This window comes from Flectobacillus sp. (assembly GCF_049240685.1).
Taxonomy (GTDB): Bacteria; Bacteroidota; Bacteroidia; order Cytophagales; family Spirosomataceae; genus Flectobacillus.
Window position 1 is genome coordinate 1 of record NZ_JBMLSD010000206.1, and the last position, 22,474, is coordinate 22,474.

Annotated in this window: 16 protein-coding genes and 1 pseudogene; 11 read left to right on the forward strand and 6 right to left on the reverse strand. The window is 37.4% G+C overall.

Going from position 1 to position 22,474, the window contains the following annotated elements; all coding sequences use genetic code 11:
- Nucleotides 1-11 precede the first annotated feature (11 nt).
- The 4 genes from ACOVQ4_RS09395 to ACOVQ4_RS09410 form a co-directional block, all read right to left on the reverse strand.
- Complete coding sequence (locus ACOVQ4_RS09395; protein ID WP_421820396.1) at nucleotides 12-671, reverse strand: SCO family protein; 660 nt, start codon at nucleotides 669-671, stop codon at nucleotides 12-14.
- Nucleotides 671-1,069, reverse strand: a complete 399-nt coding sequence (locus ACOVQ4_RS09400) for a viral A-type inclusion protein (RefSeq protein ID WP_421820397.1) — start codon at nucleotides 1,067-1,069, stop codon at nucleotides 671-673. The genes ACOVQ4_RS09395 and ACOVQ4_RS09400 overlap by 1 nt, the downstream gene beginning before the upstream one ends.
- A 114-nt stretch (nucleotides 1,070-1,183) precedes the next feature.
- Entirely contained in the window at nucleotides 1,184-2,848 is a 1,665-nt protein-coding gene (gene recN, locus ACOVQ4_RS09405) for a DNA repair protein RecN (protein ID WP_421820398.1), read from the reverse strand.
- Between the two features lie 177 nt (nucleotides 2,849-3,025).
- Nucleotides 3,026-3,832: a crotonase/enoyl-CoA hydratase family protein gene (locus ACOVQ4_RS09410; protein WP_421820399.1), complete on the reverse strand. Its 807-nt coding sequence runs from the start codon at nucleotides 3,830-3,832 to the stop codon at nucleotides 3,026-3,028.
- 249 nt (nucleotides 3,833-4,081) lie between these two features.
- Here ACOVQ4_RS09410 and sucD point away from each other — a divergent pair, with 249 nt between their 5' ends.
- The 8 genes from sucD to gldN all read left to right on the forward strand — a co-directional run bounded on the left by sucD (nucleotide 4,082) and on the right by gldN (nucleotide 13,713).
- A complete protein-coding gene (gene sucD, locus ACOVQ4_RS09415) occupies nucleotides 4,082-4,960 on the forward strand; it encodes a succinate--CoA ligase subunit alpha (protein ID WP_421820400.1) in 879 nt (292 codons plus the stop codon).
- A gap of 141 nt (nucleotides 4,961-5,101) precedes the next feature.
- Complete coding sequence (locus ACOVQ4_RS09420) at nucleotides 5,102-6,265, forward strand: DUF4271 domain-containing protein (protein ID WP_421820401.1); 1,164 nt, start codon at nucleotides 5,102-5,104, stop codon at nucleotides 6,263-6,265.
- Nucleotides 6,266-6,311: 46 nt separating this feature from the next.
- On the forward strand, nucleotides 6,312-7,097 hold the full coding sequence (locus tag ACOVQ4_RS09425) for a uroporphyrinogen-III synthase (RefSeq protein WP_283382301.1): 786 nt from the start codon (nucleotides 6,312-6,314) through the stop codon (nucleotides 7,095-7,097).
- Between the two features lie 431 nt (nucleotides 7,098-7,528).
- Nucleotides 7,529-8,503, forward strand: a complete 975-nt coding sequence (locus ACOVQ4_RS09430) for a type IX secretion system membrane protein PorP/SprF (RefSeq protein WP_421820402.1) — start codon at nucleotides 7,529-7,531, stop codon at nucleotides 8,501-8,503.
- 325 nt (nucleotides 8,504-8,828) lie between these two features.
- A complete protein-coding gene (locus ACOVQ4_RS09435; RefSeq protein ID WP_421820403.1) occupies nucleotides 8,829-9,977 on the forward strand; it encodes an SUMF1/EgtB/PvdO family nonheme iron enzyme in 1,149 nt (382 codons plus the stop codon).
- A gap of 213 nt (nucleotides 9,978-10,190) precedes the next feature.
- A complete protein-coding gene (gene gldL / locus ACOVQ4_RS09440; protein WP_421820404.1) occupies nucleotides 10,191-10,991 on the forward strand; it encodes a gliding motility protein GldL in 801 nt (266 codons plus the stop codon).
- Between the two features lie 89 nt (nucleotides 10,992-11,080).
- Nucleotides 11,081-12,667: a gliding motility protein GldM gene (gldM, locus tag ACOVQ4_RS09445; RefSeq protein WP_421820405.1), complete on the forward strand. Its 1,587-nt coding sequence runs from the start codon at nucleotides 11,081-11,083 to the stop codon at nucleotides 12,665-12,667.
- 137 nt (nucleotides 12,668-12,804) lie between these two features.
- Nucleotides 12,805-13,713 (forward strand): gliding motility protein GldN, encoded by a 909-nt coding sequence (gene gldN / locus ACOVQ4_RS09450; protein WP_421820406.1) that lies wholly within the window; start codon nucleotides 12,805-12,807, stop codon nucleotides 13,711-13,713.
- Nucleotides 13,714-13,774: 61 nt separating this feature from the next.
- On the opposite strand, the gene uvrC is transcribed toward gldN, so the two are convergent.
- Nucleotides 13,775-15,586, reverse strand: a complete 1,812-nt coding sequence (gene uvrC, locus ACOVQ4_RS09455; RefSeq protein WP_421820407.1) for an excinuclease ABC subunit UvrC — start codon at nucleotides 15,584-15,586, stop codon at nucleotides 13,775-13,777.
- Nucleotides 15,587-15,866: 280 nt separating this feature from the next.
- On the opposite strand from uvrC, the gene xylA reads away from it, so the two are divergent.
- Nucleotides 15,867-17,198, forward strand: coding sequence for a xylose isomerase (gene xylA, locus ACOVQ4_RS09460; RefSeq protein ID WP_421820408.1), 1,332 nt, complete (start codon nucleotides 15,867-15,869; stop codon nucleotides 17,196-17,198).
- A gap of 77 nt (nucleotides 17,199-17,275) precedes the next feature.
- Here the strand turns inward: xylA and ACOVQ4_RS09465 are convergent, their stop codons facing one another.
- Nucleotides 17,276-18,292, reverse strand: coding sequence for a GntR family transcriptional regulator (locus ACOVQ4_RS09465; protein WP_421820409.1), 1,017 nt, complete (start codon nucleotides 18,290-18,292; stop codon nucleotides 17,276-17,278).
- A gap of 446 nt (nucleotides 18,293-18,738) precedes the next feature.
- On the opposite strand from ACOVQ4_RS09465, the gene ACOVQ4_RS09470 reads away from it, so the two are divergent.
- Both ACOVQ4_RS09470 and ACOVQ4_RS09475 read left to right on the forward strand, forming a co-directional pair.
- On the forward strand, nucleotides 18,739-21,981 hold the full coding sequence (locus ACOVQ4_RS09470; RefSeq protein ID WP_421820410.1) for a SusC/RagA family TonB-linked outer membrane protein: 3,243 nt from the start codon (nucleotides 18,739-18,741) through the stop codon (nucleotides 21,979-21,981).
- A gap of 53 nt (nucleotides 21,982-22,034) precedes the next feature.
- A pseudogene (locus ACOVQ4_RS09475) lies at nucleotides 22,035-22,474 on the forward strand (RagB/SusD family nutrient uptake outer membrane protein); the annotation flags it as partial.

The following is a 22,474-nucleotide window of genomic DNA, read 5'->3' on the forward strand; positions in this document are numbered from 1 at the left end:
CTATTTCAAAACTATTTTTGCGGATATTGTTCGGCCAGAAGCACTTCGATATCCTTTATTAAATTATCAACTTTTTCGGGAACAGTCCCGTCGTAGATACCCCTGATATGACGGTCTTTATCCACTAAAATAAAGGCTCCACTGTGCACGATACCTCCTGGTTGTGTGGGGTCGTCGGTAGCGGTAACCATATAGCTTTTTTGCCCTAGTTCATAAATTTTCATTTTATCTCCTGTTACCATTTGCCACTTTTTGGCATCAAGCCCCAAGTTTTGTCCAAACTCCTTCAAAACACTTGGTGTATCATGTCGAGGGTCGATGGTATGTGATAAAATCATGAAATGTGGATTGTCTTTATATTTTTCAAAAACTCTTAACATTTGAGTTTTCATTTTAGGACAAATCGTTGGACAAGTCGTAAAGAAAAAGTCGGCCACATAAATTTTGCCTTCAACATCTTTCTGAGTAAAAGCCACAGAGTCTTGATTGATAAAACTAAAATCAGGAATCGTATGATAAACCGAATCGGTGATAGTTTTACCATTTTCTACTCTGGTTTCTACACTTTTTTGACCAAGGTAGGGGAGTTTTTTTGAGCCATCAGAACATGACCAAGTCAATAATGCTATTCCTACCATTAAAGCTTTGTTTGTTAATGAAGATAGTTGCATTATTTACCTAAAAATTGTTTGGCGTTTGTGATACTTGTATTCGTAATTTCTTTTACCTCGTTGATTCTTTTTTTCTCATTCTCGAGATATTTCATCACTGCCTCATTACCTTTACCCTTTACCGATTCTGGATTGTATTCGGCCATCCAGTTGGACATTTTGATATCTGCCGAATCGAGCTGAATAAACAAATCACGTGCTTTTACCGAATCTTTTGAAATTTTGGCTACACTGTCGAGTTGACTTTTCAGTGTCATGATTTCATCCATTTTAGGCATTACTTCATCATGCACGGCAATCACTTCATCAATGAGCTTTTTTTGTTGATCTTCTTGTTGCGCTTTCTGACAAGAACTTGCTCCCAAAAGGAACAAAACAGGAATGATAATCTTTTTCATAAGCATTTAAAATATATCGTTCTACGAACTAGCAAAGGGTGTTAGGTAATTGGCTAGAATCAAACAGCAAAAAAAGAGGATGTTTGCTCTTTATAAAATGACAATAGTCAGTTATTATTCTTGAAGATGTTTTTCAAGGATTTCACGGGCATTGTCTAAAATAGCCGCAGAGGGGTTTTGTCCACCAATCATTTGGGCAATTTCCATAATCCGTTCTTCTTTAGATAACTCCTTAATTCGCGAAACGGTTCTTGCAGATGAGTGGTCTTTGTATACAAAATAATGAACAGACCCTTGAGCGGCAATCTGATGCAGGTGAGTAATGGCGATAATTTGATGGCTTTTGCTCATTTCACGCATCATATTTCCTACTTTAATAGATACCTCACCCGAAATACCTGTGTCTATTTCGTCAAAAACGATAGTTGGTAAAGCACGCTTGTTGGCTAATATATATTTGATTGCCAGCATCAAACGGCTAAATTCACCACCAGAAGCTACATTTTTGAGAGGTTGTGGTTTGATACCCTTATTAGCCGAAAATAACAGATTTACCACGTTGATTCCTGTTGGAGAAGGTTTGATAAATTCATTTTCAACTTTTAATGCGGCATTGGGCATTCCTAGGTCAATCAACAAGCCAGTAATCTGTGACTCAATGGTGCTCAGTACATTCAGTCGAGACTTTGAGAGAGCTTCGGCGCTTTTTTGTAAGGCTTTTTCTGCCTTTTCAACCTTGGCTTTTGCCTCGGCTAGATTTTCATCAAGATTCAGTACTTTGGCTACTTTTACTTCTAGGTCTGCTTGAATCTTTAATAAGTCAGTATCTTTTTTGACCTGATGTTTTTGTAATAAATGATAAATCGTATCTACTCGTACCTGTAGCGCTTCTATTTTCTCATTATCTATTTCTACTTGCTCCGATTCACCTTCTATTTCATTCGAAATATCTTTGATTTCGATCAAACACGAATTGAGTCTCTCACGCAATTGTCTGAAATGCTCACCATATTGACTAATAGCATTAAGGTTGGCTAAAGTAGTGCCAAACAAAGATATAATCGATTGTTCGGAGCCATTCAATATTTCTGCCGACTGTTGCAGTTTGGATTTTACATCTTCTGCATTTTCGAGTTTATTTAGTTCATTTTCAAGGCTTTCTATTTCGTTTCCTTTGAGTTTTGCCTTTTGTAGCTCTTCTAAGAGGAAGGAGTTATAGTCAAATTCTTTTTTACTATTTTTGGCATCACCCACTAGCTCTTCGTAGGCTTTAAGGGCTTTTTGGTAATTGCTAAAATCAATTTTATATTTTTCTAAAAGGGTATCATTTTGTGCAAAAGTATCAACAATCTGGAGTTGGTATTCTGTAGCACCGAGTAGCAAATTGTCGTGTTGCGAATGAACATCCATCAACTGAGAAGCAATGCGTCTTAGCGATTCAAGGTTTACGGGGGTGTCGTTGATGAAGGCGCGAGTTTTGCCTTGAGGCGAAATTTCGCGACGAATGATGCAATGCTCCTCATAGTCTAGTTCTTCCTCTTCAAAAAGATTTTTGATGATAAAACCAGAAAGGTTGAACTCTCCCTCAATGACACATTTCTCCTCTGGATTATACAAGGTTTTGGTGTCGGCACGATTTCCTAACAACAAGCCAATCGCTCCCAACATAATAGATTTACCTGCACCCGTTTCACCTGTAATGATATTCAGGGCAGGATTAGGAGTTAGCTCCAGGCGCTCGATTAGCGCATAATTTTTAATCTTTAAATTAGTAAGCATCGTATTATGAAGAATCCAGATAGGCAGCAATAGCCCTCCAAAGATGATGTATCTTGATTAATTTTAATAGAAATTGCTCTCAAATCTTGAGCAAACCTTTTAGCTTTTGGCTAATAACCGTAAGCTACGACGACATTTTTACAAAAATACAATCTATAATATTATCAATCAGTAAATTTAATCTTCAAATTTTGCAGGTCGCTTTTGCATTTGTGCCAAAAAAGCTTCTTCCAGGTCACTCGAAAGAATCATTCCTGCATTCCAAGTGGCAATATACTCGAGGCTATCCTGAAGGTTGTGGTCGAGGCTATAGTTGATAATATGCTTGGTACCTCTAATCGCAATCGGAGATTTAGCTGCAATTTGAGTCGCTATCTCCCAAACATATTGCTCTAACTCTTCTTTTGTGTCAAAGGTTTTATTGACAAGCCCAATCTGTTGAGCCTCTTCGGCCAAGACCGCTCTGCCCGTAAAAGCTAGTTCTCGTACAATGCCCGAATGAATAAGCTTGGGCAAACGTTGCAAAGTACCTAGGTCTGCAACCATACCCATGTCAATTTCTTTAATAGTAAAATAAGCATCGCGAGAACAGTAACGCATATCGGCCGCACAAATAAGGTCGACCCCAGCCCCTATGCAACCTCCGTGGATAGCAACAATAACAGGTTTGCTACAGGCCTCGATGGCATTGATAGGAGCTTGTAACGAAAGGATTTGCTTTCGAAGTTTTTCTCTTTTTCTTCCTTCGCAAGTAGCTAAGCTTTGAGTAATCGACGTTAAAAGCGAGAGGTCTATCCCTGCACAGAAATGTTTGCTTGCTCCGCCAGTCAGAATTACTACTCTGATAGAATCGTCATCGTTGATTTGTTCAAAGATAGATAGTAGCTCCTCCCAAGATTGGGCATCCAAAGCATTTGCTTTTTGGGGGCGATTGATGACAACGTGAGCAATATGGTTTTGTTTGTTGAACTGAAAATTTTCCATATTAAAAATAGTTTAGCCTAATATTGAAAGATTAAGATAAGAATTCTTTTTGTTAATGGATGAATCTATAAAAAATTAGCAGAATTTAATTAAATATTAAAGTCTTGTATATCAAATTGTTGTAATATTGCCACCGAATAAAAACGAGCTAAATAATAATTACTTTTTGCTCTTTGGCATTCACCTTTTACCTTTACGAAACTTTTCTTAATAATAGGAATTTTCAATAACAGATAACGACACGAAAAAATGAGTGTACTTGTTAACAAAAACTCTAGAATAATTGTACAAGGCTTTACGGGCTCGGAAGGTACTTTCCATGCTCAGCAGATGATAGAATACGGCTCGAACGTCGTAGGTGGTGTTACTCCAGGAAAAGGTGGTACTACTCACCTTGACCGTCCGGTTTTCAATACTGTATTGGAGGCTGTTCAACAAGTAGGTGCTGACACTTCGATTATTTTTGTTCCGCCAGCTTTTGCTGCAGATGCTATCATGGAATCAGCTGATGCTGGTATCAAAGTGATTATTTGTATCACTGAAGGTATTCCTACTAAGGACATGATCTACGCTAAAGAATACATCAAAGGCAAAGACACTCGTTTGATTGGCCCTAACTGCCCTGGCGTAATGACTGCAGGTGAATGTAAAGTAGGTATTATGCCTGCGTTTATCTTCTCTAAAGGTAAAATCGGTATTGTTTCAAAATCAGGAACCTTAACTTACGAAGCAGTAGACCAATTAACTAAGGCTGGCTTAGGTCAAACTACGGCTATCGGTATCGGTGGTGACCCAATTATTGGTACAACTACTAAAGAAGCTGTTGAGTTGTTGATGAACGACCCTGAAACTGAGGGTATCGTAATGATTGGTGAAATCGGTGGTGGAATGGAAGCTGAGGCTGCTCGCTGGATCAAAGAAACTGGTAACAAGAAGCCGGTAGTTGGTTTTATCGCAGGTCAGACTGCTCCGAAAGGACGTCGTATGGGTCACGCTGGTGCTATCATTGGTGGTGCTGACGATACCGCTGCTGCCAAAATGGCTATCATGGAAGAGTGTGGTATCCATGTGGTACATTCTCCAGCTGACATTGGCGAAACAATGTTGAAAGCTTTAGGTTTGAAATAATTGTGAGTTGGTAGTTGGCTTTTGCTGATAGGTGATGTAATTTTGTAAAAATATTACAAACTATTGCAACTAGTCGACCATTCATATTATCAAAATACAACAAAACCTGACAAATCCAGATTTGTCAGGTTTTTGTGCTTCATGCCATTTCAAGTATTTCTTGTTGGGATGATGATGCTTGCCTTGGCGCCTGCTGCAAAAGCAGGGAATGTTGGCCCTGATAATGCCTACTACTTAGTATATGATTATCATGACGACTGGCAGGTATTTGACGAACAGTACAAAGCGTATGTTCCTTATATTCGTAATGAGCATAAGGATTATAACTCTTTTAGCTTATTTTTTGACTCAGAAAATTACCGAGGATATAAACTGCTATATTTTTCAAGTAAAGAAAATTATTTATTCATAAATGCTTCTTTGCAGCGCAAACTACCCGTAGAACAGTGGGTGGTCATGGATATCGATAGTTTGAAAGAAAAATATGGGAAATATAAAGTGTTTTTAACCTTTTACGGAAAAAACACTAATGTAGAGTCTATCTCGGTTTTAGTAGGTAATAAAGTGTCTAAGGTGGAGAAAAGTATTCAAATCTCCGATTCATTACTTACGGTCATCCCCAGAGAACTCACACCTTTTCAAGATTATCTGATTTTGAGCATATTATTCTTAGCAATTAGCTACGCATTTTTATATAATATTCAGCCCAAAGCATTCGACAGATATTTTAGTATTCGAGACTTACTCACGATTAATCTCCGAGACGACTCATTAGTCATTAATAAACCTTTTGACTTAGCTAATTTACTTTTTGTACTCAATCTTAGTTTTACACTATCATTTATCATCATGTTGGTGCAAAACGAAGAAACCGATTTGTTTTCGGTAAGTACTATTTTGCTCGATAATGAAAGTTTGATGAGCTTGTTTGTCAATTTTCTTGAACTAGGAATAGTAATATTTTTTATACTAATAGGCAAATATGTAGTGTTGGCTATTTTGACCAACCTTTATCGGTTAGAAAATATCACCAATATTCATTTTTTTAAGGTAATTCAAGCATCGAGTCTATTTTTTTTGTTATTGGCTATGGTTCTAAGTTACTGCTCAGTTTCGTATCCTGATGTGCTCAAAAATGCCCAAGAAATCCTATTTGTACCTATTTCTATCTTTTTTATCGTAAGATTAATATTGATTTACTTTACGATAAATAAGCTAACACCTTTAAAAAATCTGTATTTATTTTCGTATCTTTGCATCGTTGAATTAATTCCCTTGATAGTTGGGATACGATTTGCCCTATAAAAGGCTTCAACATTTATCACCACATTAAAGTTTAACTGCATTGAGCATGAGCGAAACAACAGTAAACGCACATCCAGACAGATTAACCAAAGTATCCAGCATTTTAGTGTCACAAGCACGGCCAACAGATGAAAAGTCACCTTATTTTGAGTTGGCAAAAAGATACAATATTAAGGTAGATTTTCGTCCATTTATTGAGATACAAGGCGTTTCATTCAAAGATTTCCGTAAGCAAAAAATCAACATTCTAGACCATACGGCAATAATTTTTACTAGCCGTAATGCTGTTGACCATTTTTTCCGTATCTGTAAAGAAGCACGTATTGAGGTTCCTGCAGACATGAAGTATTTCTGCATCACCGAACAAACGGCTATTTACCTTCAGAAATATATTGTTATTCGTAAGCGTAAAATTTTCTCAGGCCAAAAAACTGCAGCAGATTTGTTGGAGTTGATTAAAAAGCATAAAAGTGAGAAGTTTTTGTTCCCTTGCTCAGACAAACGTCGTAACGATATCCCTGAGTTTATGGGTACAAACGATTTGCATTTGACTGAAGCTGTTATGTATGAAACGGTATCTTCGGATTTGTCTGACCTAGAAGATGTATATTACGATATTTTGGCATTTTTTAGTCCATCAGGTATCAAATCATTGTTTGATAATTTTCCAGATTTTCAACAAAACAAAACTCGTATCGCCGCATTTGGCCCTACAACTGCCAAGGCCGTTACTGATGCAGGTTTGATTTTGGATATTCAAGCACCGCTACCCAACGCGCCTTCAATGTCGGGAGCATTAGAATTGTATATCAAAAAAGTAAACGGGTTGTAAAATATTTACAAAATATATATGCAACAAAATGCATGTAGTATGCTTTAAGCCTTGTTAGGTACATTTTATCGAACTTATGGCTTGGAGAGCTAAGATTAAGCTAATTTTAGCCAAGCGTATTGCTAAAGAAAGAGGTCAGATTTGTATGCACAAGTCTGACCTCTTTCTTTTTATTTACAACAAATTATAAGTCTTGTCCGTTTATATCAAGTGATTCGGCATGACTAAAATTTTCTTGAAAACTTTGAAACGATTTTTCGAATAATCCTGTCTCTCAATACAGAAATTGTAGTGATTATTTGGAAATTGTTATTAGTTTTGGGAAAGCGGATTGTTGGGGTATCCTAAACTCTTGCAAAAAGCTAAGTGAACGATTGCCTCTTAATCATTTGAGTACCTTGATGTACGAGCATACCTAGTTCAAGAATATTATGCAAAAACAACTATTATTCCTTCTTTTGGCCTTTGGATTGATTGGGATTTTTCCTGTGAAAGCTCAACAGGATGCTCAATTGAGTCAGTATATGTTTAACCCTATGTATATCAATCCCGCTGCTGCAGGGCTTGATGGGGTTCTCAAATTCCAACTTCATTATCGTAATCAGTGGACAGGCTATCAGACATCCTTAGATGGAGCTGGCTCGTTAGGTACACAAATTTTTAATGTATCGATGCCACTAAATGGTCTAAGAAGCGGACTAGGTTTATCCTTTGTCAACGATAAGACACCATCAGGTGCGGGATATCAAGATATGAAGCTTGCCTACTCGTATCAGCTAAAGTTGTCAGATGCTAGCTTATTATCAATAGGGGCTAGCGGTGGATTTCATATCAAAAATTATGATAGTAGTTTCCGACCACGCGACGAAAATGACCCTGTTTTAGATGGGCTTTCTGGTAGAGTAAGCCAAAGTAGACCTGATTTTAGTGTGGGCGCGATATTTAAAAATAGTAATTTTCAGGTAGGCGCTAGCTTTAATCACATAACCCAGCCCGAATACAACTTTGGAATCGCAAGCTTGTCGAACAGAGCTGTTCAGACCGTCAATCTACATGGTAGTATAAATTATTATTTAAGCGACGATTTAGAAATTGTACCAACGGCCTTATTTAGAACAGATTTTAAAACACAAGTCTTAGAGGGAGGAGCTGTACTCAATTACCAAGAAAAATACTGGTTTGGGGGTACTTATCGATTGAATGATGCTGGCATTATTATTGCTGGAATTTCGCTATTACAGAATAACGCCTTACGAATAGGATATTCGTTAGATTTGACCTCATCCCGAGGAGCATCCGCCAAAGCCCCAACCTCGCATGAAATATTGCTCAGTTATTCGTTACCAGCGCCCAAATTGTTTGCAGGCAAAAAAGCTCCTGTAAGGACTCCAAGATTTAGAAAATAAGCTGTAGTTTCTCTAAAATATTAGAAGAAGCATACAAAAGGACTGTTTATAAGCATAAGCTTGTGAATCAAATCGATAATGTATTAGAGTACTAGGCAAAAAATTATTAACTTTGCTCATCAGGGATAGCATAATAAATTATTTTTTCGCTCGTTTTAAGAAAAATTAACAAATACCATTTTGATATCTAATTAAAAACTACTAGTCAAAATTTTCAGACGAGAAACATTTTCTAGTATACCGTCAATAAAATCAATATCACTTACAATTTTGAGAATTATTTACCCGTTTCAAAGCAGGTATCAATCGCAAAAGTAAAATCAATATGAATTACAGTGTAATTTTTAGGAAAACTCTATTATTAATCCTTCTGGCTGTTCCGGTACTATTGTTAGATAGTTGTAGTTCTTCATCTGGTAAAAAAGGTGGGAAAACTTCAAGTAGCAAAAGTAAAAGTGGAAAAGGGAGAGAAGTTGCCTCTAAAGGAAAAGGAGGAAAGAAAAGCCGTAACAGTAAGAAAGAAGACATTGGTATGGTCAATGGTGAGATTGTTGCGACCTCTCGTAAAGGTTGGAAACAAACTACCCCGCAAGGAATGGTGTTAATCCCTTCTGGTTCTTACATGATGGGTCAGGCAGACGAAGATATCGTTTCGTCTTCTGTAAACTTTAACAAACGTGTATCAGTTGCACAGTTTTTCTTAGATGACACAGAAATCAGCAACAACGAATACCGTCAGTTTACGACTGCCATGCTAACAGATTCTATCTCTGTTTTAGGAGAAGAGAAAATCATGACAGAATATTACCCAGATACAACTGTATGGAGTAAAGATTTTACCTATCACAATGGCGATCCCATGACAGAATATTACTTCTCTAGTCCAGCATTTGACCTTTACCCTGTAGTAGGCGTGAGCTGGAGAGCCGCTAAATATTTCTGTGAATGGCGTACAAAAGCGCTAAATGATTACCGTACCGCTGAGGGAATGTATATCTCTCCTCGTTTTAGACTACCTTCGGAGGCAGAATGGGAATGGGCTGCTCGTGGCGGTAAAGCTTCTGCTAAATATCCTTGGGGTAACCCTTATGTTGCTAATGGTAAAGGTTGTTTGTTGGCAAACTTTAAACCACACAGAGGTAATTACGATTCTGATGGTTATGCATATACGGCACCAGTAAATGCCTATAATCCTAATGATTATGGCTTGTACAATATGGCGGGCAACGTGGCAGAGTGGTGTATTGATGCATATTCTGATAACTCGGTTGCTATTACATGGGACTTGAACACCTTGAACGATGATAAAGACGAGCCTCGAAAAGTAATTAGAGGTGGTTCTTGGAAAGACGTTGCGTATTATCTTGAAACAGGTACTCGCTCTTATGAGTATGAGGATAAGAAACGTTCTTACATTGGCTTCCGTTGTGCAATGACACACTTAGGACGTTCATCAGGAAAAGAATTTAGATAAAATTTTCAACAAAGGTAATCAGTTGTTTGGGCATAGTACGTACCAGCAACGGATTACCTTTTACTTTGAAATAAATTTACTACTATTGAAAAATAATTACTGTCGAATCATAAAATGATTTTAGTAATCCAAAAAGAGTCAAATCTTTTTAATTTTAAAACAAAACTCGAAACTGTACATTTTAAATTCCACTTTTAATCATTTTCAGATCAAATGAAGGGCTTAGAAAAAATTATTAACGTTATCGCCAGTGCTGGTGCCGCAGTAGTTATCGTTGGAGCATTGTTCAAAATCTTACACTTAGAAGGAGCCAATCAAATGCTAATGGTAGGTATGCTAACAGAGGCTGCTATCTTTATCTTATTTGCTATTTTGTATGCTACGGCTAAGCCCGAAAAAGACTATGAATGGGAAAGGGTATATCCAGAATTATCTAAAGATTTTCAAGGTGAATTACCAAAGTCTACTTCTCGTGGTTCTTTTACAGGTGGTTCAGGCTTAACAGCCAAAATGGACGAAGCATTGGCTAATGCAAAAGTTTCTCCTGAAGTATTTGATAATTTAGGAAAAAGCTTAAAATCATTGACGGAGTCGGTTTCAAAAATTGGTGAAATTTCGGATGCTACGATTGCTACTACAGAATATGCTAAGAACGTAAAGGCTGCTTCTGTAGCAGTAGGCGAAATGAATAAAGCTTACGGCGTTACTTTGAATGCAGTATCTGAATTATCAACAGCTACGCAAGATGCTAAAGATTACCGTGCACAATTCCAAAAAATTACGCAAAGTATGTCTGCTCTTAATGCAGTTTATGAATTGGAATTGCAGGATACAAACAAGCATTTGAAAGCAATGAATGCATTCTATGGCAATCTTACGACTGCAATGGAAAATATGTCGGATGCTAGCAAGGATACTCAACAGTTTAAGCAAGAGCTAGCTAAATTGACAAACAATTTATCTTCGTTAAACAATGTTTACGGAAGTATGTTGTCGGCTATGAAAGGTAATTAATTGTAGCTGTTTGATATGTCAAAGAGATAGAAACGTAAGTTTCTGAAGTAGTCAATCTTAAACGTTAAAATCCTCAAGTATAACATACGATGGCAGGTTTAAAAGAAACGCCCAGACAGAAGATGATTGGGATGATGTATTTGGTGCTAACAGCCTTGCTTGCCTTGCAAGTGAGCGACGCCCTCTTACAGAAATTTGTGCTATTAAATAACAGCTTGGAAACGGCTAACCAGTCGGCAGCTGATAAAAATAAAGGAACAATCCAAGGTATTGATTCAAAAATTAAAGAATTACCCAATCCAGCTGCTTATGCCGATATTTCACGCAAAGCCGCAGAGGTACACAAAATAGCTGAGGCTGTAATTTCTCAAATTGAAGAGGCCAAAGCTAAAGTAATTGAAGCTGGTGGTGGAATTGATCCTGAAACTGGTCAAATCAAAAATCCAAAAGAAGAAGAGAAGGTATATCAGTTAATGGTGGGCGCTGGCAAAAAAGGTGTTGCTTACCAATTAGCAACTTCTATGGACGACTATGTTACTAAACTTTCTGCTATTGCTGATAAAGGTACAGTTTTCCCTGCATTGGCCTTAGGAGCAAAAGATGATCCTATTGCCTCAAGAGATGCTAATCAAAGAAACAAAGATTTCGCAGAATTGAATTTTGCTCAAACTCCAGTACCTGCTGCATTAGCTACATTGAGCCAAAAGCAAGCTGAAGTGAGACGTTATGAAAGTGAAGTTTTAGGTCAATTAGCTGCTAAAGTAGGTGCAAAAGAAGTGAAGTTTGACAAAGTATTTGCTCAAGTGTCTGCTAATGCTAATACGGTTGTTGCTGGTATGGATTATGAAGCTGAGGTATTTATCGCAGCTACTTCAAGTGGTTTTACACCACGCATGAGCTTGAATGGTTCGGCACTTCCTGTGAAAGATGGTCGTGGTCAAATCAAATTCAAAACTGCTGGTGGTGAATATGACAAAAATGGCTTAGCTCGTAAATCATATACTGCCTCTGTATCTTACATGAGCCCGACAGGCCCAAAAACTGAGTCAATCACAAAAGAATACTTTGTATTGAAACCAACTTATAACATCGAAACAGCTACATTGCCTGCCTTGTATTTGGGCTGTGCCAACCGCTTGAGTGTTGTAAGTCCAGGCCTTGGTGCTTTATGGAATCCTTCTTTCTCAGCTGATGGTGGTGAAACCATTGCTGGGGAGCGTGGTAAAGTAACAATTGTTCCAAGTTCAGCTACTGTTACTTTGAATGTGACAAACGGTGGAACATTGTTGGGTAAAGAAACTTTCCGTGTAAGACGTGTACCAAGACCAGAAGTGAAAATTTATGGTAATGGTGGTGAAATTGATGAAAGACGTGGCGCTAGTGCATCGGGTCTTCGTACAATCGAGGCTCGTGCTATTGCTGACGAATCGTTCAAGTCTACCAACCCTGAAGATGCACAATTCCGTGTAGGTGAAATTTATGTGGCTTTGGCTCGCGGTACTAAAAAAGTGGGCGATGTTACAGGAAATGGCTCAGTGAACGTTTCAAACTTAGCATCACAAGCACAAGCTGGTGATAGATATTTTATTGAAGTAAAAGGAGTACAACGTAGAAACTTTAAGGGTACTGTTGAAAATATCCCATACAACATGACGAAAGTACTTCCATTGAACTAATTGCTGAATAAAATATTAGTTTGATTTCAATAAATATTGATAATCTATCGTTTAGAATTCGAGGTTTATTGGTAAAAGCCAACCCTCTTTCCTGAAATTTGGTTGGTAATTGTAAAACTAATAGCGACTTAACTCAAATGAAGAATTTAGTAAAATACGCAAGTGCAGCCCTCACGATTTTGGCGACTTGCTCGCTGGCAACAGCACAAGAAAGAGATAACAGTGGAAAAAATCCAGATTCTGTTCGCCCAATCGATGATTCAAATATCATGTGGAAGCGACGTTTATGGAGAAGAATGGATTTGAACGAAAAGCAAAATCAACCGTTTTTCTCTAAAAACAACGAAATCACTAAATACTTGATTGAATGGGTTCAGAGTGGAGTTTTACAACCATATAAAGACGATTCTTTAAAAAGAAAACTTTCTAAGGAAGAGTTTATGAAGAACCTCGAAATCGATGAAGAATTCAACGATAGCGCGCTTTCTGATGAAGAAAAGGCTGCTGGTTTCGGTAACGAATCTGCTGCTACTTCAGGTGGTGGTGCTGATGATGGTTGGGGTGATCCAAAGCCAAAAGCTGGTGATAACAAAGTCGCAGGTACAAAACCTGCTCCAGTAACATCTAGTGTCAACTATCGTTTTCCAAGAGAATTGACAGTACTTGAAATCAAAGAAGATGCCGTTTTTGACAAACAACGCTCAAGATTGTATTTCGATATCCAAGCTATAACTATTATTGTTCCGGCAAGTAAAACAGCCGCTGGTTTTGATAAAATTGTAGCTTCGTTTAGATACAAAGACTTAGATAAGTTGTTCCGTAGTAATCCAAATTGTATCTGGTACAATGTCCAAAACGAAGCACAGCACAAAAACATGGCAGATGCTTTTGACTTGCGTTTGTTCAGTGCTCGTCCAATCAAAGTGGGTAACCCCGAAGACAAAGACCTAGTGCAGATGTATGGTGGCGACAAAAAGGGATTGGTGATGTCTCAACAATTAGAATATAAATTGATGGAGATGGAACATAACCTTTGGGAATACTAGGATGAATTTATAGTGTTGAGTAATAAAAAAGGAGATTCGATAGGTCGAATCTCCTTTTTTATTACGCTGGATTAATGATGTTGAGTTGCTCTTTAAGTGATTTAGCTTTTGATTTACCCAAAAGCGTTTCTAGTTCTTCAAGAGGAGCCTCATATATTTTGCTTACCGTACCAAAATGCTTTAGAAGTTTTGTGGCAGTTACTTTACCAATTCCATCAATACTTTCTAGCTGACTAATGATAAAATTTTTACTCCTTTTATCTCGATGCTTTGTAATCCCAAATCTGTGAGCTTCGTCTCTGAGGCGTTGAATAAGCTTCAGGGATTCCGACTTTTTATCAATGTATAAAGGAATACTATCTTCAGGGAAATAGATTTCTTCAAGCCTTTTGGCAATACCAATAATAGGTATTTTTCCATATAAATTAAGGGCTTTTAGAGCATCGCAAGAAGCTGAAAGTTGGCCTTTTCCTCCGTCAATAATAATCAAGTCTGGCAAGTCGGCTTCTTCTTCCAAAAGCCTAGTATATCTTCTTGTTACTACTTCGTACATCGTCGCAAAGTCATTGGGACCTACTACGGTCTTGGGGGTAAAATGACGATAGTCTTTTTTGGAAGGAATACCATCTTTAAAACATACCATCGCCGATACAGGATTGGTTCCTTGTATATTGGAGTTATCAAAACATTCGATATGCCGTGGGAGGGTTTTGAGCTGTAGGTCGTTTTTCAGTGTCAATAAAACACGCATTTTGCGGTCTCCACCGCTTTCCTCTGCAGCTTGTCTGTCAGCTTTTTCTTTTCTGAAGTACAATACATTTTTGAGAGACATATCCAAAATTTTTCGTTTATCTCCTATTTGAGGTATTGTATTTTCGATACCTTTTAGCTCTATAGCTAAAGGAATATTGGTAATTACTTCTTTGGCTTCACTTTGGTATTTGTCTCGCATTTCCCAAACCATCATTGTCAAAATATCTTCATCAAGTTCATCAAGCTTTTTCTTAACATCCCAAGTTTGTGTTTGCGTAATAAAGCCATTTGTGATTTTCATAAAATTAAGGAAGGCTGTTTGCTCATCCGAAACTATTGAAAATACATCGACATCTTTGATATTAGGGTTGACAACAGTTGATTTACTTTGAAATTTATCTAATACCAATAACTTTTCTTTAAACTCTTGGGCTTCTTCAAAAGCGAGTTTTGAGGCGGCCTCTAACATTTTTTCTTCAAAATAACCTTTTGGTAAACTTAAATTTCCTTTAAGAATGTGTTTTGCTTGGTCGATTTCGGTTCCATACTCTTCTTCTTTTTGTAGCCCCTCGCATGGCCCCTTACAGTTACCGATATGATATTCGAGACAAACTTTAAATTTGCGGTTATTGATATTTGAAGGAGTGAGGTTCAGATTGCAAGTTCTAAATTTATACAACTGTCCAAACATCTCCAAAATGGCATACATAGCCTTTTGATTGGCAAATGGTCCAAAAAAAGTACCAAGCTTGCGGTCTACACGCCTAGTGGTAATAACTTTGGGAAAAGGTTCATTGGTAATACAGATAAACGGATACATCTTATCGTCTCTCAATAAGATATTAAATTTGGGTTGATACTTTTTTATAAGATTATTTTCTAAAAGCAAAGCATCAAATTCAGTATTTACGATGGTAAATTCAATTTTGCGAATTTGGCTTACGAGCCTTTTGGTTTTGCGGTCATGTTGGTTTGATTTGACAAAATAACTACTAACACGGTTCTTTAGGTTTTTGGCTTTACCAACATAAATAACAGTTCCTTCAACATCAAAATATCGATATACACCTGGTTCTTCGGGAACTTTGGCCAACTCGGCTTTATAATCAAAATCAGTCATATAAATCAGTTCTTTGTACAATAACTAGAATAACAAATCTACTTAAAAAATCATCTAACCTTATGAAATGTTTGAGGCAAATACCAAATGAAAAAAAGCTAAAAGCTATTCAAGGCCAACAATTTATTCATTTGATAAGAATAGCGAATTAATTTGTTTTAAATATTTTTTGATTCAAAGATATAATTGTATTTTCGTGGTAAAATAAAATAACAGAACAGTACAGAACAGTTGTGTTGTTTTTTCATAAAAAAGCTAACTAAAAAACAATCCCTATAAAATGGCAAACATTACATTGGGCGATAAAGAATATTTCGCTGGCATAGGTAAAATTCAATTTGAAGGACGTGAATCTGATAATCCACTTGCATTCAAATGGTATGATGAAAATCGTATAGTGGCTGGGAAAACAATGAAAGAGCATTTGCGTTTTGCAATTGCTTATTGGCATACATTCTGCGGTCAGGGTTCTGATCCGTTTGGTCCTGGCACACAGCGTTTTCCTTGGGATGTAAAATCTGAGGCTGTAGCAAGAGCTAAAGACAAAATGGATGCAGCGTTTGAATTTTTTACCAAAATTGGTGCTCCTTACTACTGTTTTCATGATGTAGATTTGGTAGATGAAGGAAATTCAATGAGCGAATATGAAAGTAATTTACAAGCAATTGTGGATTATGCTAAAGAAAAACAAGCTGCATCGGGTGTAAAGTTACTATGGGGTACGGCAAACGTATTTTCAAATCCTCGCTACATGAATGGCGCTTCTACAAACCCTGATTTTACGGTATTGGCACATGCCGCTACACAAGTAAAAAATGCCTTGGATGCTACGATTGCTCTAAATGGCGAAAACTATGTGTTTTGGGGTGGTCGTGAAGGATATATGACACTCTTGAATACAGATATGAAACGTGAGTTGGATCACATGGGGCGTTTCTTGGTGACTGCTCGTGATTACGCACGTAGAAATGGCTTTACTGGTAAGTTTTTTATTGAACCAAAACCATGTGAGCCAACCAAGCATCAATATGATTTTGACTCTGCAACAGTAATTGGCTTTTTGAAGCAGTACGGCTTAGAAAACGATTTTATGTTGAACCTTGAGGTAAACCACGCCACACTTGCGGGTCATACTTTCCAACATGAATTACAAGTAGCTGCTGATGCTAATATGTTGGGCAGCATGGATGCCAATCGTGGTGATTACCAAAATGGTTGGGATACTGACCAATTTCCTAACAATTTGAATGAGTTGACAGAATCAATGTTGATTATTCTTGAGGCAGGTGGATTCAACTACGGAGGTATCAACTTCGATGCCAAAATTCGTCGTAATTCAACAGATTTGGAGGATATCTTCTTAGCTCATATTGGTGGTATGGATTCTTTTGCTCGTGCATTGGTAATTGCGGATAATATCCTAACAAAATCTCCATACAAAAAAATCCGTGCTGATAGATATGCGTCATTTGACTCGGGTAAAGGTGCAGATTACGAAGCAGGGAAGCTAACTTTAGAAGATTTACGTGAGATTGCTTTAGCTAGTGGCGAGCCAGCTCGTACAAGTGGCAAACAAGAGTTATTGGAAAACATCATTAACCAATATATCTAAGTATAGAAATTCGTACATACAGAATAATGGATATAAAAAATCCCTCTTACGCTTGTGAGAGGGATTTTTTGTCAATTCTACAAACTACCACGAACAATGAGAGAACTTGGACTCGCAACTTTGCCTTTTTGTCGATTGCGTACCATTCTACCTGCGAGTTTTCCCATTTTTTGAAAATCATTAGAGATAGTAGTAATACCATCTTCACCTAAAATCTGCTTGATTGGGGTGTCATCATAAGATAGTAAGCCTACATCTTTGCCTAGTTGTAGCCCTTTCTTGTTTACATGATTCATAAATCTAATAATATCACTTTCAAGAAAAAGGATATAGGCATGACCTGCTTCGATACAATCTACTTCAAGATTATCGATTATCCTAGAGTCGATTTCAAACTCCTGAGTAAAGTGTTTGAAACCTTTGATAATACCATTGGGCGTATATTGAAACTGATTTTTACTTAAAAACAGCGTTATAGTTTTATACTTTTTCAATAAGGGCAATGCCTCTTGAAGCCCAGTGTAAATATTTTCTTCAAAATTTTGGTACAAGACTGCATAGTCATTATCGAATTTATCAATATCTATATCCAACACCAACAACTTGTCTTTAGGGATTTGTCCGACTATATGCGACACATCCTCATTGAAGTGTGGCATTACAATATAAAAGTTGTAGTTACCAATATTATTGACTAAAACGTTTTCAAATACCTTTAAATCATGGTAGTGAAAGAATAAGTTAATAGCAACATTATCCCCAAGCGCCTCTTTGAGTGAGTGAAATAGCGTTTCTTTATAGGCATTCATGGCATCAAAGAGGACAAATACATGCATCGTAGTTTGTACGTCTGTTGACGCCACAAAATACCCTTTCCCATGCTGAGCAGCTACAATTCCACGTTCTCTCAATTCTTCATAAGCTCTAATGATAGTCATACGAGCAACACCAAGAGATTGAGTGATTTCATTGATTGTAGGCAGCTGGTCGCCACGTTGTAGGGTACCATTCTGAATTTTCTCGATGATATCATCAATAAGTTGCTGGTATTTGGGTTTTTGAGCATTTGGCTCTATTTGTAAATATTTGCCCATCTTTATAAATAAGTAGTTCCAAACCTTTGCCTAAAATGGATTGCACTCCAAGTTAGTCAGGAAATTGTTGATATGAAAATTTGCTTGGTGGTGTAATCAACTTAAGTAGAATAAGTGTGACAATCGATAAAGCAATTAGATGTGGTAAAACTAATAAGTTTTTTATAAAAAAATGAAGAAATATTTGCATGAAAAAAATATTATATAGAATTTTACTTCATAGAACAGTACAGAACACGGTAGTATTTGTATTTTTCTAACACTATTATATGAAGACACTACATTTTAACTATTCTGTTATTGTATTTTTCTAATTTTTGAAGTAATTCAAAAAAAACTAAAAAAAATCCACAGTTTCAAACTAAAGAAAGGAGGTAACCACAAGACAGTAAGGGCACATCATAACTAATCGTTTTCAGTTCATTATTATCCAAAAAACCAATTATATGAAAAACAAATTACTAAATTATTTCAAGCATGTTTGTGTCTTGAGTATAATGCTATTGTATGCTTTTTCAACAGTAGCTCAAGACAAAAAAGTAACAGGAAAGGTTGTTGGTGTTGACAACCAAGGGATTCCAGGCGTAAGTATTATCATTAAGGGTACACGTACTGGTACAACTACAGATGCTAATGGTAGTTTTTCTATCAATTCAAAATCTTCAAGTGACGTACTCTTATTTTCGGGTATTGGTTATAAATCAAAAGAAGTTAGCGTAGGAGGACAAACCTCAATCAATGTGGTATTGAACGAGGATGTTTCGGCTTTAGAAGAAGTAATCGTAACAGGTTATGCTACGACTAACAAAAAAGAATCTACCGCTGCGATTTCGACAGTAAAAGCAAAAGACTTGACGGCTGTACCATCAGGTAACGTAGAACAGCAGTTACAAGGTCGTGTATCAGGGGTAACGGTTATCACAAACGGTCAGCCTGGTACAAGTTCAATCATTCGTGTACGTGGTTTTGGCGCATTGGGTGGTAACGAACCTTTGTATGTAGTGGATGGGGTTCCAGTTGGATCTACAGATTTCTTGTCACCAGATGATATCGAGTCTACTACGGTATTGAAGGATGCTGCTGCTGCTTCTATCTATGGTGCTCGTGCTGCCAACGGGGTAATCGTATATACTACAAAGAAAGGTACTAAGAAAGCTAGAAAACTGGAAGTGAGCTATGATGGTTTGATTGGTTTTACTGATCCAAACGTGTCAGGTGCTCCAAAAATGTTGTCTCCTCAAGAGCAAGCAGATTGGACTCACGTTGCATACCGTAACAACGCAGCCGTAAATGGTACTGCTGTTCAATACACTCACCCTCAGTACGGTACTTCTGCACAAGCTACATTGCCAACCTATTTGTTTGCTACTGGTTTTGGTAGTGGTATTCGTAGTAATATTGATATTGCAACAGTTAGAGCTGCTTATGCTGCAAACCCAGGCAATACATTCTTGATTAAACCAAATTTGGCTGGTACAAACTGGTATGATGAAATTACTCGCGTAGCTCCAATTCAAAGACACAGTTTAGGATTTAGCGGAGGTAGCGAAAGCTCACGTTATTATATTGGTTTAGGCGTTCAGGATCAAGCGGGTATTTTGTTAGCAAACAGCTTTAAGCGTTATTCTTTCCGTGCAAACACAGAATTTGATTTATCGAAAAGAGTAAGAATAGGCGAAAATATCCAATTTACCTATCGCTCTGTTGTAGGTCAAGCAGGTGGAAACAACGGTTTGGGTATTGCTGATTCAGAATCTGAGGTTTTGGCGGCTTACCGTATGCCAACTGTTATTCCTGTGTTTGATGAATTTGGTAGCTATGCTTCAACCATTGCACAAGGATTTAACAACCCTCGTAACCCTGTAAGACGTTTAATGTTGAACAACAGTAACGATGGTAACTTCAATGTAAATGGCTTTGGAAATATCTATTTGGAAGTAGATCCTATCGACAACTTGACTTTACGTTCGAGTATTGGTGGTCAGTATAATAACTTTGCTTACAAAGATTATAACTACAGATATCTAGGCGATTCAGAGCCTGAGGCATCTAATAGCTTTAGTGAAGGTTCAGGGTATGTATTCTCTTGGGTATTTACAAATACTGCGAGCTATAAGTTGAAAATCAACAAACATGCAGCTACAATCTTTGGAGGTATCGAAGCATTAAATACTGGTGCAGGTAGAAATATTGCAGGGTCTGGAATTAACCCATTCTCTATGGACTTAGATTATGTTAACTTGTCTGTAGTACAAAACCCTGTAGTAAACTCAGCCTTGTTTAGTGGTGTAAACTTCTATTCATTGTTTGGTAAAGTAGACTATAGCTTCAATGATAAATATTATTTGACTGCTTTGGTTCGTCGTGATGGTTCTTCGCGTTTTGGTGCAAATAGCCGTATAGGTGTATTCCCAGCATTCTCTGCTGCTTGGCGTGTAACAAGTGAAGATTTCATGAAAGAAATACCTTTCATTTCTGATTTGAAAATTCGTGGTGGTTGGGGTCAAATGGGTAACTCAAACAACGTGAACCCAAATAACCAGTACTCATTGTATGCTTCTGATCGTGGTACTTCATTCTATCCTATTTCTGGTACTAACAATGGCGCTGATGCAGGTTTCTACCGTTCTCGTATTGGTAACCCAGATGCAAAATGGGAGACTGCTGTGACAACAAACATCGGTTTTGATGCAACTTTGTTGAATGGTAAGTTTGAAGTAGTATTAGATTGGTGGAGAAAAGATACCAAAGATTTGTTATTCCAAGTACCTCTTCCTGGGGTAGTAGGTGCTTCGGCTTCTGCTCCATCAGTGAACATTGCTAGTATGATGAACTCTGGTATTGATTTCCAAATCATCAATAAAGGTAAGTTGACTAAGGATTTGAAATATGATTTGACTTGGAACAGTTCATTCTTGAAAAACGAAATTACTTCATTAGCGCCAAATGTATCGTATTTTGAAGGAGCGACATATAGAGGTATTTCTCCTATTCGTAACGCTGTAGGTCAAAGTATTTCATCGTTCTTTGGCTACGAAGTAATTGGTTACTTTGCAAGTGCCGACGAAGTGAAAAGTTCTCCTGCTCAAACTGACGCTGCTGTTGGTCGTTTCAAATACAAGGATGTTAACGGAGATGGAAAAATCACACCAGATGATAGAACATTTATAGGTAGCCCAGTTCCAACTTACACTGGTGGTATCAATATTGGTTTACAGTACAAAAACTTTGATTTCGCTACCTATATCTATACTTCTCTTGGAAACAAAATTTTCAACATGTCGAAGTGGTTTACTGACTTCTTCGGAACATTTGAAGGTTCTGGTAAGGGTGTAAGAGCGAAAGATTCTTGGACTCCAGCATTAGGTAACAATGCTTTGGCTCCAATTTGGGAAAGTGCGTCTAACTTGTCAACAAGTGGTGCATCTAACTCATGGTACGTAGAAGATGGTTCTTATTTGAGAATGCAGAACTTATCTATCGGTTATACTGTACCAAAATCAGCTCTTGCAAAATTAGGTCTTTCTAGAGCACGTATCAGTGTATCAGCCAACAACATCTTCACAATCACAAAATACAAAGGCTTAGACCCTGGTGTTGGTGGTGCTGTGGATACAAACTTCGGTATCGATGTTGGTAACTATCCAGTGACTCGTAGCTTTAACGTTGGCTTGAACTTAGGATTCTAATCGTTCAAGAATACCAACAAAAAGTAATTCTAATTTTAAATCGAAATCCATTTATGAAAAGATATTCAAGTGCAAAAAAAGCAATTGTTGCTACTTTGACATTGACTACTTTGGTATTCTCATGTAAAGAAGATACTTTCTTGACAGTATTACCAACGGGTTCATTGGCTCAGGCACAATTAAGTTCTAAAGAGGGCGTTGAAGGAGCATTATTGGGTGCTTATGCAATGCTTGCTGGTAAAGGTTACACGCGTTTTGCAGGACCTAACAACTGGGTGTATGGTTCAATTTTAGGTGGTGATGCCAATAAAGGTACCGACCCTGGTGATTATACTGCCATCAACCCAATTCAGCGTTATGAGGCTCCTGCTACAGACGGTGATATCAATGGTAGCTGGAATGCTAAATACGAAGGTATTAGCCGTGCCAACACTACAATTCGTTTGGCAACTGCTTCTACTGCATTATCTGATGCCGACAAAAAACGTATTAT

What these genes read in the sequence shown, in the direction of transcription:
- ACOVQ4_RS09395 (WP_421820396.1), bottom strand. Translation starts at nt 671, where the DNA reads ATGCAACTATCTTCATTAACAAACAAAGCTTTAATGGTAGGAATAGCA.
- ACOVQ4_RS09400 (WP_421820397.1), bottom strand. Translation starts at nt 1,069, where the DNA reads ATGAAAAAGATTATCATTCCTGTTTTGTTCCTTTTGGGAGCAAGTTCT.
- recN (WP_421820398.1), bottom strand. Translation starts at nt 2,848, where the DNA reads ATGCTTACTAATTTAAAGATTAAAAATTATGCGCTAATCGAGCGCCTG.
- ACOVQ4_RS09410 (WP_421820399.1), bottom strand. Translation starts at nt 3,832, where the DNA reads ATGGAAAATTTTCAGTTCAACAAACAAAACCATATTGCTCACGTTGTC.
- sucD (WP_421820400.1), top strand. Translation starts at nt 4,082, where the DNA reads ATGAGTGTACTTGTTAACAAAAACTCTAGAATAATTGTACAAGGCTTT.
- ACOVQ4_RS09420 (WP_421820401.1), top strand. Translation starts at nt 5,102, where the DNA reads ATGCCATTTCAAGTATTTCTTGTTGGGATGATGATGCTTGCCTTGGCG.
- ACOVQ4_RS09425 (WP_283382301.1), top strand. Translation starts at nt 6,312, where the DNA reads ATGAGCGAAACAACAGTAAACGCACATCCAGACAGATTAACCAAAGTA.
- ACOVQ4_RS09430 (WP_421820402.1), top strand. Translation starts at nt 7,529, where the DNA reads ATGCAAAAACAACTATTATTCCTTCTTTTGGCCTTTGGATTGATTGGG.
- ACOVQ4_RS09435 (WP_421820403.1), top strand. Translation starts at nt 8,829, where the DNA reads ATGAATTACAGTGTAATTTTTAGGAAAACTCTATTATTAATCCTTCTG.
- gldL (WP_421820404.1), top strand. Translation starts at nt 10,191, where the DNA reads ATGAAGGGCTTAGAAAAAATTATTAACGTTATCGCCAGTGCTGGTGCC.
- gldM (WP_421820405.1), top strand. Translation starts at nt 11,081, where the DNA reads ATGGCAGGTTTAAAAGAAACGCCCAGACAGAAGATGATTGGGATGATG.
- gldN (WP_421820406.1), top strand. Translation starts at nt 12,805, where the DNA reads ATGAAGAATTTAGTAAAATACGCAAGTGCAGCCCTCACGATTTTGGCG.
- uvrC (WP_421820407.1), bottom strand. Translation starts at nt 15,586, where the DNA reads ATGACTGATTTTGATTATAAAGCCGAGTTGGCCAAAGTTCCCGAAGAA.
- xylA (WP_421820408.1), top strand. Translation starts at nt 15,867, where the DNA reads ATGGCAAACATTACATTGGGCGATAAAGAATATTTCGCTGGCATAGGT.
- ACOVQ4_RS09465 (WP_421820409.1), bottom strand. Translation starts at nt 18,292, where the DNA reads ATGGGCAAATATTTACAAATAGAGCCAAATGCTCAAAAACCCAAATAC.
- ACOVQ4_RS09470 (WP_421820410.1), top strand. Translation starts at nt 18,739, where the DNA reads ATGAAAAACAAATTACTAAATTATTTCAAGCATGTTTGTGTCTTGAGT.